The organism is uncultured Microbacterium sp. (assembly GCF_945952435.1).
Classification (GTDB): domain Bacteria; phylum Actinomycetota; class Actinomycetes; order Actinomycetales; family Microbacteriaceae; genus Microbacterium.
Genome location: NZ_CAMFHZ010000004.1, coordinates 88,108 through 102,016 on the forward strand (window position 1 = coordinate 88,108; position 13,909 = coordinate 102,016).

At 71.0% G+C, this 13,909-nt stretch carries 12 protein-coding genes, 1 tRNA gene and 1 pseudogene; 7 read left to right on the forward strand and 7 right to left on the reverse strand.

Annotated features, from left to right (window positions below; genetic code table 11):
- The first annotated feature begins 18 nt into the window (after nt 1–18).
- Nucleotides 19–2,334, forward strand: coding sequence for an NAD-dependent DNA ligase LigA (gene ligA / locus Q0P88_RS03105; protein WP_295010959.1), 2,316 nt, complete (start codon nt 19–21; stop codon nt 2,332–2,334).
- Between the two features lie 21 nt (nt 2,335–2,355).
- Here ligA and Q0P88_RS03110 read toward each other — a convergent pair whose 3' ends face one another.
- Both Q0P88_RS03110 and Q0P88_RS03115 read right to left on the reverse strand, forming a co-directional pair.
- The gene (locus tag Q0P88_RS03110) at nt 2,356–4,248 is read right to left on the reverse strand and encodes a DEAD/DEAH box helicase (protein WP_295010960.1); all 1,893 of its coding nucleotides are present in this window, start codon (nt 4,246–4,248) and stop codon (nt 2,356–2,358) included.
- 66 nt (nt 4,249–4,314) lie between these two features.
- Entirely contained in the window at nt 4,315–6,015 is a 1,701-nt protein-coding gene (locus Q0P88_RS03115; RefSeq protein WP_295010962.1) for a long-chain-fatty-acid--CoA ligase, read from the reverse strand.
- Between the two features lie 88 nt (nt 6,016–6,103).
- Here Q0P88_RS03115 and gatC point away from each other — a divergent pair, with 88 nt between their 5' ends.
- From gatC to Q0P88_RS03145, 6 genes are all read left to right on the forward strand, one after another.
- The gene (gene gatC / locus Q0P88_RS03120; protein ID WP_295010964.1) at nt 6,104–6,403 is read left to right on the forward strand and encodes an Asp-tRNA(Asn)/Glu-tRNA(Gln) amidotransferase subunit GatC; all 300 of its coding nucleotides are present in this window, start codon (nt 6,104–6,106) and stop codon (nt 6,401–6,403) included.
- The gene (gene gatA / locus Q0P88_RS03125; RefSeq protein WP_295010966.1) at nt 6,400–7,914 is read left to right on the forward strand and encodes an Asp-tRNA(Asn)/Glu-tRNA(Gln) amidotransferase subunit GatA; all 1,515 of its coding nucleotides are present in this window, start codon (nt 6,400–6,402) and stop codon (nt 7,912–7,914) included. The genes gatC and gatA overlap by 4 nt, the downstream gene beginning before the upstream one ends.
- Nucleotides 7,914–9,428: an Asp-tRNA(Asn)/Glu-tRNA(Gln) amidotransferase subunit GatB gene (gene gatB / locus Q0P88_RS03130; protein ID WP_295010968.1), complete on the forward strand. Its 1,515-nt coding sequence runs from the start codon at nt 7,914–7,916 to the stop codon at nt 9,426–9,428. Before gatA ends, gatB begins: the two co-directional genes overlap by 1 nt.
- A gap of 365 nt (nt 9,429–9,793) precedes the next feature.
- On the forward strand, nt 9,794–11,047 hold the full coding sequence (gene dinB / locus Q0P88_RS03135) for a DNA polymerase IV (RefSeq protein ID WP_295010970.1): 1,254 nt from the start codon (nt 9,794–9,796) through the stop codon (nt 11,045–11,047).
- 74 nt (nt 11,048–11,121) lie between these two features.
- Nucleotides 11,122–11,460: a hypothetical protein gene (locus tag Q0P88_RS03140; RefSeq protein WP_295010972.1), complete on the forward strand. Its 339-nt coding sequence runs from the start codon at nt 11,122–11,124 to the stop codon at nt 11,458–11,460.
- Nucleotides 11,461–11,494: 34 nt separating this feature from the next.
- Nucleotides 11,495–12,025 carry a hypothetical protein gene (locus Q0P88_RS03145; RefSeq protein WP_295010974.1) on the forward strand — a complete coding sequence of 177 codons (531 nt, stop codon included), beginning with the start codon at nt 11,495–11,497 and terminating at the stop codon, nt 12,023–12,025.
- A gap of 43 nt (nt 12,026–12,068) precedes the next feature.
- Here the strand turns inward: Q0P88_RS03145 and Q0P88_RS03150 are convergent, their stop codons facing one another.
- The 5 genes and pseudogenes from Q0P88_RS03150 to Q0P88_RS03170 all read right to left on the reverse strand — a co-directional run bounded on the left by Q0P88_RS03150 (nt 12,069) and on the right by Q0P88_RS03170 (nt 13,880).
- Nucleotides 12,069–12,545, reverse strand: a complete 477-nt coding sequence (locus Q0P88_RS03150) for a DUF2017 family protein (protein WP_295010976.1) — start codon at nt 12,543–12,545, stop codon at nt 12,069–12,071.
- Between the two features lie 10 nt (nt 12,546–12,555).
- The gene (gene clpS / locus Q0P88_RS03155; RefSeq protein WP_295010978.1) at nt 12,556–12,852 is read right to left on the reverse strand and encodes an ATP-dependent Clp protease adapter ClpS; all 297 of its coding nucleotides are present in this window, start codon (nt 12,850–12,852) and stop codon (nt 12,556–12,558) included.
- Complete coding sequence (locus Q0P88_RS03160; RefSeq protein WP_295011096.1) at nt 12,849–13,220, reverse strand: metallopeptidase family protein; 372 nt, start codon at nt 13,218–13,220, stop codon at nt 12,849–12,851. The genes clpS and Q0P88_RS03160 overlap by 4 nt, the downstream gene beginning before the upstream one ends.
- 90 nt (nt 13,221–13,310) lie before the next feature.
- Nucleotides 13,311–13,718: pseudogene (locus Q0P88_RS03165) on the reverse strand (GNAT family N-acetyltransferase); the annotation flags it as partial.
- A gap of 86 nt (nt 13,719–13,804) precedes the next feature.
- Nucleotides 13,805–13,880, reverse strand: a tRNA-His gene (locus Q0P88_RS03170).
- Nucleotides 13,881–13,909 lie beyond the last annotated feature (29 nt).

The window sequence follows — 13,909 nt, forward strand, 5'->3', positions numbered from 1 at the left end:
CGCTCGTAGACTTCTCCCGTGCCGGAGAACATCACCCTGGAAGCCGCCCGCGCCGAGTCGGAGGAGCTGACGACCCGCATCCTCGAGGCCAAGGACGCGTATTACGGCCGCGACACGTCGCTGGTCGACGATGCGACCTACGACGGGTGGATGCACCGTCTGGAAGAGCTCGAGCGGCTGTATCCGGAGCTGCAGGGACAGGACTCGCCGACGCAGATGGTGGGTGCCGCCGAAGCGACCGGGCTGCAGACCATCGAGCACGCGGAACGCATGCTCAGCCTCGACAACGTCTTCTCGCTCGACGAGCTGCGCGACTGGGCCGCGAAGACCCGCGCGGCGGCCGGCAGAGACGTCGCCTGGCTCACGGAGCTCAAGATCGACGGCCTCGCGATCAACCTGCGCTACGAGAACGGCCTGCTCACCTCGGCGGCGACCCGCGGCGACGGGCGCGTCGGCGAGATCGTCACCGAGAACGCGCTGCGCGTCGCCGGGATCCCGGAGCGGCTCAGCGGTTCCGATCACCCGGAGCTGGTCGAGATCCGCGGCGAGGTGTTCATCCCCGTCGCGGCGTTCGAGCGACTGAACGCCGCCCAGTCCGCCTTCCGGGACCGCGTCTTCGCGGAGGCGAAGGAGCGCTGGGAATCGCGGGCAGGCGCGAAGAAGCCGTTCGACGAGGAGAAGGCGCGCACGGCCGCCGCACGCCGGTTCCCGTCGTTCGCCAACCCCCGGAACGCGGCGAGCGGGGGGCTCCGTCAGCAGCTCGACAAGAAGAATGGGCTCGAGCTCGAAGCCGGCCTCCTCCGCGTCGGTTCGCTCGCGCTCTACGTGCACGGGATCGGCGCCTGGCCCGATCCGCCGGTCTCGGCGCAGAGCGAGGTCTACGAGCTCGTCGCGAGCTGGGGGCTGCCCACCAGTCCGCATACCCGTGTCTGCACCACGATCGACGAGGTCGCCGAGTTCGTGGCGTACTACGGCGAGCACCGGCACGACATCGAGCACGAGCTCGACGGGATCGTGGTCAAGGTGGACGAGCTGGCCCTGCACGACGAGCTCGGTGCGACCAGCCGCGCGCCGCGGTGGGCGATCGCGTACAAGTACCCCCCGGAGGAGGTGCAGACGCGCCTTCTCGACATCGTGGTGTCGGTCGGGCGCACGGGTCGTGCCACGCCGTTCGCGGTGATGGAGCCGGCGCACGTCGCCGGCAGCGTGGTGCGTCAGGCCACCCTGCACAACAAGGACGTCGTCAAGGCGAAGGGTGTACTCATCGGCGATGTCGTCGTGCTGCGCAAGGCGGGCGACGTCATCCCCGAAGTCCTCGGCCCCGTCGTCGACCGCCGGGACGGATCCGAGCGCGAGTTCGTGATGCCGGAGCGGTGCCCCGAGTGCGGCTTCGTGCTCGCCCCCGCCAAGGAGGGCGACATCGATCTGCGCTGCCCGAACACGCGCTCGTGCCCCGCCCAGGTGCGCGGGCGGGTCGAGCACATCGGCTCCCGGGGAGCGCTCGACGTGGAGGCGCTCGGCGAGGTCACGGCGGCCGCGCTCACGCAGCCGAGCGTCCCCGCGCAGCCGCCCCTCGAGACGGAGGCGGGGCTTTTCACGCTCACGCTGGAGCAGCTCGTGCCGATCGAGGTGGTCGTGCGCGACGCCGAGACAGGGCTGCCGAAGGAGGACGACGACGGGATCGTGAAGACCCGGGCGCCGTTCCGCCGCAACCCGACCGCCGCGGAGAAGAAGGCCGGCGCAGACGGACCGCAGCCGTCCTCACAGGCCGTCAAGCTCCTCGCCGAGCTGGAGAAGGCCAAGACCAAGGAGCTCTGGCGTCTGCTCGTCGCGCTGAACATTCGCCACGTCGGCCCGGTGGCGGCCCGCGCGCTCGCGCAGTGGTTCGGATCCCTCGACGCGATCCGCGCCGCGTCGAGGGAGGAGCTCGCGGCCGTCGAGGGAGTGGGCGGCATCATCGCCGACTCCCTGCACGACTGGTTCACCGTCGACTGGCACCAGGAGATCGTGCAGCGCTGGGCGGAGGCGGGCGTGCAGTGGGCGACGCCGGGACACCCGGGCCCGGGCGCCGCGGCCGCGGCCGGGGGAGTGCTCGAGGGGCTGACGGTGGTCGCGACGGGCTCCCTCGACGGCTACACCCGCGAGGGCGCCCAGGAGGCGATCATCCAGGCGGGCGGCAAGGCGGCGTCGAGCGTGTCGAAGAAGACCGATTTCGTCGCTGCGGGACCGGGGGCGGGTTCGAAGCTGGCCAAGGCGGAGGAGCTCGGCGTGCGGATCCTGGACGCCGCCCAGTTCCACCTTCTCGTCACCGAAGGCCCCGACGCGCTGAGCTGATCGCCGGCGCGCCGGCCGCGCTCAGTCCTTGTGACGGGGCTTGCGCGGCGGCCGGTCGTCGGCGCGGTGCTCGTCGCGCGGGCGATCCTCGCGACGCGGGCGATCGCCGTACCCGCCCCGGTCGTCCCGATCGCGGCGTGGACGGTCCGCGTGACCGCGGTCGTCGCGGTCCCGGCGAGGGGCGCGGCTCGGGCGGCCGGAATCCCGCTGGATCTCGATGAGACGGCCGGAGATCCGGGTGTCGCGGAGACGGTCCAGCACGGAGTGATCGAGGTTGCTCGGCAACTCCACGATCGAGAAGTCCGGGCGGATGGTGATCGCGCCGAAGTCGTCCCGGCCGAGGCCTCCCTCGTTGGCGAGCGCTCCGACGATCTGGCGCGGCTCGACGCGGTGCCGACGTCCGACCTCGATCCGGTACGGGGTGTAGTCGCCGCGGCTGCGCCGCTCCTGACGGGTGCCGCGGTCGTCGCGGGAATCCCGGGATCCTCCCCGCTCGGTCCGCTCCCGCGGGGGCCGGTTGTCCGCCGCGACGGCTGCGGAGAGCGCGTCGTTCTCCGGGTCGAGCAGCAGAGGAGTCTCACCCTGGGCGACCACCGCGAGCGCCGCGGCCACATCGGCCTCCGGCACGTCGTGGTGACGCACGTAGTGCGCGATGATGTCGCGGAACGCCTCGATCCGGCCCGTCTCCTCGAGCGCTCCCGTGATCGCGTCGTCGAAGCGGGCGAGGCGCGTGCTGTTCACGTCCTCGGTGGTGGGCAGCTGCATCTGCGTCGGCTGTTGGCGCGTCGCGCGCTCGATGTGCTTGAGGAGGTAGCGCTCCCGCGGCGTGATGAAGCTGATCGCGTCGCCGGAGCGGCCGGCACGCCCGGTTCGTCCGATGCGGTGCACGTACGACTCGGTGTCGGTGGGGATGTCGAAGTTGACGACGTGACTGATCCGTTCGACGTCGAGACCGCGCGCGGCCACGTCGGTCGCGACGAGGATGTCGAGCTTGCCGTCCTTGAGCTGGCCGACGGTCCGCTCGCGCATCGGCTGGGGGATGTCGCCGTTGATCGCCGCCGCGGAGTACCCGCGGGCGCGCAGCTTCTCCGCGAGGGTCTCCGTCTCGTTCTTCGTGCGGACGAACACGATCATGCCCTCGAAGTTCTCGACCTCGAGGATGCGGGTGAGCGCGTCCACCTTCTGCGCGTAGGAGACGACCAGGTAGCGCTGGGTGATGTTGGCGTTGGTCGTGGTCTTGGCCTTGACCGAGATCTCCTCCGGGTCGTGCAGGTACTGCTGCGCGAGACGGCGGATGGTGGCGGGCATCGTCGCGGAGAAGAGGGCGACCTGCTTGTCCTCCGGGGTCTGCGCGAGGATCTGCTCGACGTCCTCCGCGAAGCCCATCTTGAGCATCTCGTCCGCCTCGTCGAGCACGAGGTTCTTCAGCTCGGAGAGGTCGAGGGTGCCCTTCGCGAGGTGGTCCATGATGCGGCCGGGCGTTCCGACGACGATGTGCACGCCGCGGCGCAGCGCCGACAGCTGCACGCCGTATCCCTGACCGCCGTAGACGGGGAGCAGGTGGACCCCGGGCATCTGCGCGGCGTAGGACTCGAAAGCCTCGGCCACCTGGAGAGCGAGCTCCCGCGTCGGCGCGAGCACGAGCGCCTGCGGCTTGCGCTGCTGCAGGTCGAGGTTCTCCAGGATCGGCAGCGCGAAGGCCGCCGTCTTGCCCGTGCCGGTCTGCGCGGTGCCGAGCACGTCACGTCCGCCGAGCAGCAGCGGGATCGTCTCGCGCTGGATCGCCGACGGCGTCTCGTAGCCGAGGCCCTTGACCGCCGCGAGCACGGGACCGGTGATCCCGAGCTCCTCGAATCCGGGGCTCGAGGGAGCGTCGTCGGGGGAGGTATCGGGCGTCGCGGCGTCTTCAGTCACTTCCCAACCGTAGCGCCTCGGGCTCCGCCGCGTCTGCGCGAACGCCGACAGTGCGGACGGGTGCGCTCAGGACCCCGAGGTCAGCGCGAGCAGCCTCTCGCGCACCTGGCGCCGCAGCACCTTGCCGATGAGCGAGGTCGGCAGCTCGTCTACCACGAAGATCCGGCGGGGCACCTTGTACGGGGTGAGGATGCCGCGGGCGAAATCGCGGATCTTCTCGACGTCCACCTCGGTGCCGGGGTCGACGACGATCGCCGCGACGACTTCCTCGCCGGAGTGCTCGTTCGGGAGGCCGACCACGGCGGCGTCCAGCACGTCGGGGTGCTGTCGCAACGCGTTCTCGACCTCTGTCGGGGCGACGTTGAAGCCGCCCGTGATGATGAGCTCCTTGATCCGATCGACGATGCGGACGAAGCCCGCCTCGTCGATCGTGACGATGTCGCCCGTGCGGAACCAGCCGTCGACGAAGACGGCCTCGGTCTCCTCTGGTTTGCCGTAGTAGCCCGAGAACACCTGCGGGCCGCGCACGACGAGCTCTCCCGGAGCTCCGGCCTCGACGTCCCTCGTCGGGTCCTCGGGGTCCACGACGCGGCACTCCGTCCCCGGCAGCGGCAGCCCGACCGTGCCGGGCACCCTGTTGTCGGCGACGGGGTTCGCCATGAGCACGGGCGCGCACTCGCTGAGTCCGTAGCCCTCGACGAGGTATCCGCCCGTCGCGGCCTCGAACGGGACGACGAGCTCGTGCGGCAGCGCCATCGCCCCGGAGATCGCGATCTCGGTGCCGGCGAGGGAGACGCCCTTCGCCGTCGCCGCCGTGAGCAGCCGGTCGGCGATCGGGGGGACCAGCGGCAGGAACGTCGCCGGGTGCTTCTTCGTGACGTCGAGCACGAGGTCCGGATCGAACTTCGGGAACAGGACGAGCCTCGCCCCCATCGACATCGCGAAGGTGAGGCAGAGGGTGAGGCCGTAGGCGTGGAACATCGGCAGCACCGCGTAGACGACGCACCCGTCGCCCCGCACGATCGAGGGCACCCAGGCACGTGCCTGGGCGGCGTTCGAGAGCAGGTTGCGGTGGGTGAGCGCGGCCCCCTTCGGAGCGCCGGTGGTCCCCGAGGTGTACTGGATGATCGCCAGGTCGTCCGTCGCGGGCCGCGGGTGCGAGCGCGGCAGCGGAGCGTGCCCCACGATGCTCTCCCAGGACGTGGCGCCGCGCACCGTGGTCGTCAGCGCCTCGCGCGACGCGCGGGCTTTCGCGGCGGGCAGGCGCAACGCCAGCCGGGTGAGCGCGGGCATCGCCCTGGTCACGTCGACCGAAACGAGCGTGGTCAGCGCGAGGTCGGACGGGAACTCCTGCACGGTCGCGACGACCTTGCTCCATACGATCGCGTGCTTCGCCCCGTGGTCCTCGAACTGCTTGCGCAGCTCCCGCGGCGTGTACAACGGGTTGTGCTCCACGACGACGGCGCCGAGGCGCAGCACCGCGTAGAACGCCACGATGTGCTGCGGGCAGTTGGGCAGCACGATCGCGACCGGATCGCCGGCCTTCACCCCGGCGGCGGCGAGCCCCGCGGCGGCCCGCTCGATGGCGGCGTGCAGATCGCGATACGTCGTCTCGCGCCCGAAGAACTGCAGGGCGGGCGCGTCGGGGTAGTCCCGCGCCGAGGCGTCGACGATGTCGAGGAGGGATCCGGAGACGGGGTCCAGGTCCTCCGGGACTCCGGGGGCATAGCTGGCGGTCCAGGGGCGCGGTGGAACGAACGTCGTCACGGGATCAGCCTATGGGTCGCGGGGTCGGCCGATGGTCGTCGTCCCGCGCCGTCCCGACGGGTCGGGGCCCGCTGGCTAGACTGGACGCGTGTCTGAAATCATCCCCGATCTCGTGCGCCATCTCGGCGTGCTCGCGCGCATCCAGCTCTCCGAAGACGAGGTGTCGCAGCTGACCGGTCAGCTCGATGCGATCGTCGACAACATCGCCAAGGTGTCGGAGGTCGCGACCCCCGACGTGCCGGCGACGAGCCACCCGATCGCGCTGCACAACGTCTTCCGCGACGACGTCCCCGGTGTGACGCTGACCACGGCGCAGGCGCTGCAAAACGCGCCGGACGCCGATGGCGACCGCTTCCGCGTGACCGCGATCCTGGGGGAGGAGCAGTGAGCGAGATCATCCGCTGGACCGCCGCGGAGCTCGGTGCCCGCCTCGCCGCCGGAGAGGTGTCGAGCGTCGAGGCGACCCAGGCGCACCTGGCCCGCATCGCCGCCGTCGACGGCGACGTGCACGCCTTCCTGCACGTCAACGAGCACGCGCTCGACGCGGCCGCCGAGGTCGATCGTCGTCGCGCGGAGGGCGAGCAGCTCGGCGAGCTCGCCGGCGTGCCCCTCGCCATCAAGGACGTGCTCGTCACGACCGACCAGCCGTCCACGAGCGGATCCCGGATCCTCGAGGGCTACCGTTCGCCGTTCGACGCGACCGTCGTCGCCCGCGCCCGCGCGGCCGGCCTCGTCGGCATCGGCAAGACCAACATGGACGAGTTCGCGATGGGATCCTCCACGGAGCATTCCGCGTACGGGCCGACGCACAACCCCTGGGACCTCGATCGGATCCCGGGGGGATCCGGAGGCGGTTCCGCCGCCGCGGTCGCGGCGTTCGAGGCGCCGATCGCGCTCGGATCGGACACGGGCGGATCGATCCGCCAGCCCGCGCACGTGACCGGCACGGTCGGGATCAAGCCGACGTACGGCGGGGTCAGCCGTTACGGCGCGATCGCGCTCGCGTCCAGCCTCGATCAGGTGGGTCCGGTCGCGCGCACCGTCCTCGACGCTGGTCTGCTGCACGACGTGATCGGGGGCCACGATCCGAAGGACTCTACGTCGCTTCCCGACTCCTGGCCGTCGTTCGCCGCCGCGGCGCGCGAGGGTGCGACCGGGCAGGTCCTCAAGGGCCTCAAGGTCGGCGTCGTCACCGAGCTGCCCGACTCCGGCTTCCAGGCCGGGGTGGCGAGCTCGTTCCACGCCGCGCTGCGGCAGATGGAGGCGCAGGGCGCGGAGATCGTCGAGATCTCGGCCCCGCACTTCGAGTACGGCGTGGCCGCGTACTACCTGATCCTGCCCGCGGAGGCATCCAGCAACCTGGCCAAGTTCGACTCGGTGCGCTTCGGCCTGCGCGTCACGCCCGACGGCGGCGGCACGGTCGAGGACGTCATGTCCCTCACCCGCGAGGTCGGCTTCGGCCCCGAGGTCAAGCGCCGCATCATCCTCGGCACGTACGCGCTCTCCGCCGGTTACTACGACGCCTACTACGGCAGCGCGCAGAAGGTGCGCACGCTCATCCAGCGCGACTTCGACGCCGCGTTCGCCCAGGTGGACGTCATCGCGACGCCCTCCGCGCCGACCACGGCGTTCAGACTCGGCGAGAAGATCGGCGACCCGCTGCAGATGTACCTCAACGACCTCACCACGATTCCGGCGAACCTCGCCGGCGTGCCGGGGATCTCGATCCCGTCGGGTCTGGCCGAGGAGGACGGACTGCCCGTCGGCATCCAGTTCCTCGCGCCCGCCCGGGAGGACGCCCGCCTGTACCGGGTCGGCGCCGCACTCGAGGCGCTGCTCGTCGACGCGTGGGGCGGGCCGCTGCTCGACCGCGCACCCGTGCTGGGAGGAACCCGCTGATGTCCGCTGCGAAGCTCATGGACTACGACAAGGCGCTCGAACTGTTCGAGCCGGTGCTCGGCTTCGAGGTGCACGTCGAGCTCAACACCGAGACCAAGATGTTCTCGGACGCGCCCAACCCCGCGAACGAGCGCAACCACGACGCCGCGCCCAACACGCTGCTGGCTCCGGTCGATCTGGGTCTTCCCGGCTCGCTCCCCGTGGTGAACGCGACGGCCGTGCGCTCCTCCATCAGCCTGGGTCTCGCGCTCGGCTGCTCGATCGCGGAATCGTGCCGGTTCGCTCGGAAGAACTACTTCTACCCCGACCTCGGCAAGAACTACCAGATCTCCCAGTACGACGAGCCGATCGCCTTCGAGGGATCCGTCGAGGTCGAGCTCGAGGACGGCACGCTCGTGACCATCCCCATCGAGCGCGCGCACATGGAGGAGGACGCCGGCAAGCTCACGCACGTCGGCGGATCGACGGGTCGTATCCAGGGCGCCGAGTACTCGCTCGTCGACTACAACCGCGCCGGCGTGCCGCTCGTGGAGATCGTCACGAAGCCCATCTTCGGCGCGGAGCACCGCGCCCCCGAGATCGCGAAGGCGTACGTCGCCGCGATCCGCGACATCGTGCGCGGGCTCGGCATCTCGGAGGCGCGTCTCGAACGGGGCAACCTGCGCTGCGACGCGAACGTGTCGCTGCGCCCGCGCGGCCAGGAGAAGCTCGGCACGCGCACGGAGACGAAGAACGTGAACTCCATGCGCTCCGTCGAGCGAGCCGTCCGCTACGAGATCCAGCGTCAGGCCGCGATCCTCGCCGACGGAGGGTCGATCACGCAGGAGACGCGTCACTGGCACGAGGACAGCGGCACGACGTCGCCGGGACGCCCGAAGTCGGACGCCGACGACTACCGCTACTTCCCGGAGCCGGACCTGCTGCCCGTGCAGCCGGCCCGCGAGCTCGTGGAGGAGTTGCGTGCGGCGCTGCCGGAGCAGCCGATCGCCCGTCGCCGCCGTCTCAAGGCGGACTGGGGCTTCGGGGACATCGAGTTCCAGGGCGTCGTGAATGCCGGCCTGCTCGACGAGGTCGAGGCGACCATCGCCGCCGGCACGACGCCGGACGCCGCCCGGAAGTGGTGGACCGGCGAGATCAGCCGCATCGCGAACGCCGAGGAGCGCGACGCGGCGTCGCTGATCAGCCCGGAGAACGTCGCCGCGCTGCAGCAGCTCGTCGACGCCGGAACCCTCACGGACAAGCTCGCCCGACAGGTCCTCGAAGGCGTCATCGCGGGGGAGGGCGGCCCGCAGCAGGTCGTCGACGCCCGGGGCCTCGCCGTGGTGTCGGACGACGGCGCGCTCGTCGCCGCGATCGACGACGCCCTGGCCGCGCAGCCGGACGTGCTCGCGAAGATCAAGGACGGCAAGGTCCAGGCCGCCGGCGCCGTGATCGGTGCGGTCATGAAGGCCATGAAGGGTCAGGCGGACGCCGCGCGCGTGCGCGAGCTCGTCCTGGAGCGCGCCGCGCAGTAACCCCTCGTCGTCGTCGAGCGAGCCGAACCGCGGGTTGCGTTTGTGTGATCGCCGCGGGGCGAGGGGTCGTCGAGCGAGCCCCGCCGCAGACGAAACGCGGGATTCGTGCGGTCCGATCCCCGCACGGTGAGGGGCCGTCGAGCGAGCCCAACCGTTGGTTTCGCGTGGTCCGGTCGCCGCGCGATGGGGGCCGTCGAGCGAGCCCAACCGCAGGTTGCGTGTGGTCCGATCGCCGCGGGGCGAGGGGTCGTTGAGCGAGCCCCGCCGGAGGCGGCGCGAGACGAAACGCGGGGAGGGGTGCAGAATCGCCTCGCCGCGCGGTCCTGGCGGGCCCGATGTCCGTGGTCTCCGCGAGAATGGGAGGCATGGGACGTGGCGATGGATCCGGGCGGATCGTCTCGGCACCCGACGCCGACGACACCGGGGCGGGGATCCTGCACGTCGACATGGACGCGTTCTACGCCGCGGTCGAGGTGCTCCACGATCCGACTCTGCGCGGGCTTCCGCTGATCATCGGCGCCCCCGACGGACGGTCGGTCGTGTCCAGTGCGTCCTATGAGGCGCGACGCTATGGCGTGCGTTCGGCGATGCCCGTCGCGCAGGCGATCCGCCTGTGCCCGTCCGCCCGCGTCGTCCCGCCCGATTTCACCAAGTATCGTGCGGTGTCCGCGCAGGTCATGACCATCTTCGAGGAGGTCACTCCTCTGGTCGAGCCGTTGTCGATCGACGAGGCGTTCCTCGACGTCCGCGGTGTGCGTCGGCTGTGGGGGAGCCCCGGGCGGATCGGAGCCATGATCCGGCACCGCGTGCAGCACGAGGTCGGGATCACGTGCAGCGTGGGGGCCGCCGCGACCAAGCACGTCGCGAAGATGGCGTCGACCATGGCGAAACCCGACGGTCTGCTCATCGTCCCGGAGGCGGAGACGCTCGACTTCCTCGCGGCCAAGCCGGTGCGCGCGATGTGGGGCGTCGGGCCGAAGACGGCGGAGTCGCTCGAGGCGCGTGGCATCCGCCTCATCGGGGATCTGCGCTCCATCCCTTTCCCGGCTCTCGAACGCGCGGTCGGCTCCGCATCCGCGAGCAGGCTGCGCGACCTCGCCGACGGACGGGATCCACGCAGCGTCGAGACCACGCGGGTGGAGAAGAGCGTCGGGCACGAGGAGACGTTCGAGATCGACGTCGTTGACCCGGACGTGCTGCGCTCGGAACTGCTGCGCCTCGCCGACCGGGTCGCCGGGCGGTTGCGCCGGGCGGATTGGGAGACGTCGACCGTCTCGATCAAGGTGCGCTTCGCGGACTTCTCGACCGTCACCCGCTCGCAGACGTTGTCGGAGCCGACGTCGGTCGGTCAGCGCATCGGCGAGGTGGCTCGCGGACTTTTCGATGCGATCGAGCGACGGGACCCCGTGCGGCTCGTGGGCGTGCGCGCGGAGAGGCTTCGCGATGCCGGGGGTGCGCTCGGCCTCTGGGACGACGACGCCGACTGGCGCCGGGTCGAAGGCGCGCTGGACAGCGCGCAGGCGCGTTTCGGATCCGGCATGGTCACCCGGGCGCGGCATCTCGGCGCGTCACGAGGACGAGGTTCCGCTCCGCACCCTCGCGCGCACGGCCTGGATTGACCGCGCGGCCCCGCGCCGATGCGCACCGTTCCGGTCGCTGGCCCGTGGGATATCGCGTGGGCTAGCGTGGACGCATGCCCAACATCGCACTCGAGCTTGGTCAGAACGCTGCATCCCTCGGCGTGAAGAGCGCCTATGGCGACACACAGGAGGTCGACGGTGTGCCGTTCGTGCCGGTCGCCCTGACCTTCTCCGGATTCGGCGGCGGGGACGCGAAGAACGTCAGCGCGAGCGAGGGAGACGCATCCGGTGGCGGTGGCGGTGGCGTCGCGATCCCCCTCGGCGCGTACATCCATCGCGAGGAGGGGCTGCGTTTCGAGCCGAACTTCGTCGCGCTCCTTGCTGTGACCATCCCGTTCGTCTGGGTCGCCGGGCGCGCGCTCTCTCGCGTCATCCGTGCTCTCAAGAAGTGACGATCCCGTCGCTCGAGCCCTCGACGACGCGGTCGTGCGGATCATCGACGCGGTGCGCCGGACCGATCGGCCCGATCCCGTCGTCCTGATCGACGGTCGCAGCGGGGCGGGGAAGTCCACTCTCGCTCGACGGCTCGCCGATCGCTGGCCGCTGGCGGCGCCCGCTCAGCTCGTGGCGCTCGACGCGATCTACCCCGGGTGGGACGGGCTCGCGGAGGGCGCGGAGCGGGCGCGCGCGCAGATCCTGCATCCGCACCGACAGGGGGTGCCGGGCACGTGGCGGCGCTACGACTGGGCGACCGGCGAGTATGCGGAGAGCCATACCGTCGACCCGGGGCGTGGCGTGATCCTCGAGGGCTGCGGGGCGCTCACCCCCGGGTCGTCCCGCGATGCGGACGTCCGGGTGTGGATCGACGCGCCGGAGCCGAGTCGACGAGGACGCGCGCTCGACCGTGATGGCGATCTGTTCCGTCCGCATTGGCGACGATGGGCGGCCCAGGAGGACAAGCACCTCCAGGACGACGATCCGATCGCGCTCGCGGATCTCGTCATCCGGGTTCCGTGAGCGCCCGTGTGCGGCGCCGCGCAGGATCCGGTGCAGCCGGCCGTCAGAGCTCCCCGTCGCCCTCCTCGGCGGACTCGACCAGGACGTCGAGCCGATAGCCGAGCCAGTCGTACACGCCGAACCGTGCGTCGTCCGGATCGTGTCGATCGTCTCCGGAGACGCCCAGCCGTCCGGCGATCACGAGACGCAGCGCCGCGAGCGTGCGGAGCCAGGCCTCGAGTTCGGCGGGGGAGAGCCGCAGGTCGATCGTCTCCTCGGGCGGGCCGGTCAGCAACGGGGCGATTCCGGCGCGCACGACGCGGGCGTCCGCCGCGCGGCGGTCGAGCAGATCCGCGCTGGTCGCGGCCGCGAACTCCGCCGACGCGGCATCGTCGTCGGGGTACACCGCGGGGGTGAGTCGGCTCAGCGCGGCATCGGCGCCGATCTTGGTGTCCTGGATAAGCTCCAGGAACTGATCGATCAGGTCGACCAGGTGCGCTCCCTCGATGCGCGCCCAGGCCAGTGCGATCCCGCCGGTCATTCGGATGTCCTCACCCCTCCGCGCGACGCACGGTCGCCCACAGTCCGTAGTCGTGCATCGCCTGGGCATGCACCTCCATCGTCTCCCGCGGCCCGACTGCCACGACCGCGTGACCCTCGTTGTGCACCGCGAGCATGAGTCGCGTCGCCCGGTCCTTCGGATAGCCGAAGTAGCGGCGGAACACGCGGACGACGTAGCTCATGAGGTTGACCGGGTCGTCCCAGACGACCAGCTCCCAGGGCACGGCCGGAGCCGCCCGGAGATCCAGATGCTCATCGATCTCGGGGGTGGCGAGCGGGGTCGTCATGCCCACCCCAGCTCATGCAGGCGTGCGTCGTCGATCCCGTAGTAATGCGCGATCTCGTGCACCAGCGTCGTGCGGACCTCGTCGCGGAGGGCGTCCTCATCGGGGCACTGGGCGAGATGCGGTTCCCGGTAGACGATGATCCGGTCCGGCAGCTCGGCCATGCCGTAGCCCGTCCGTTCGGTGAGGGCGAGCCCGTCGTAGAGGCCGAGCAGATCCAGAGAGCCGTCTTCGGGGCGGTCTTCGACGACGAAGACGACGTTCTCCAGTCCCTCGACCATGTCGTCCGGCAGCCGGTCCAGCTCGGCCGTCACGAGGTCTTCGAACGAGTCCGCGTCCATCTCCAGGCCCGGCCGCACGTCGATGCGCATGTGCACCCGACGACCCGCGGCGTCGAGTCCGATCCGACGCTCCTCGTCCTCGAGGGCGCGGTAGAACGGCAGGTCGGGTGCGTCGGCCTCCACGAAGCCGAGCGACGCATAGAACGGCGCATTCCACGGGACGTCCGCGAAGGTCCGCAGCGTGACCACGTCGTGACCGCGCTCCGCGGCTTCGTCGAGCGCGGCTTCCGCGAGCTCACGCCCGTGTCCTCGGCGCGCATGTGCGGGGAGGACGGAAAGTTGCTCGAGATGAGCGATGCCCCCCTCTTCGAGCACGTGGACGAAGCCGACCGGCTCCCCGGCATCCTCCTCGGCGACGATCAGCACGAAGCCCGGCTCCGTCGCGCGTTCCGCGCCGCTCGGGGCAGCGCCCAGACCGGGCAGCGGAGGAATGCCGGGGAGCGTCGCGAACACCGCGTCGGCCTCGTCCTCGATGCGAGCGAGTTCTGCGAGGTCGGCGTCGGTCGCGATGCGCACGAAGGAGGCCACCCTCCGATGCTAGTCGCGTCGCGCGGCACGGATCGCGCTCGGAAAACGCGGAGAGCCCGGATCCGAGGACCCGGGCTCTCCGCCTGTGGGGTGGCTAACGGGGCTTGAACCCGCGACCCCCGCGACCACAACGCGGTGCTCTACCAACTGAGCTATAGCCACCATGTGCCTGCCGGAGCGGGCAACCTCAC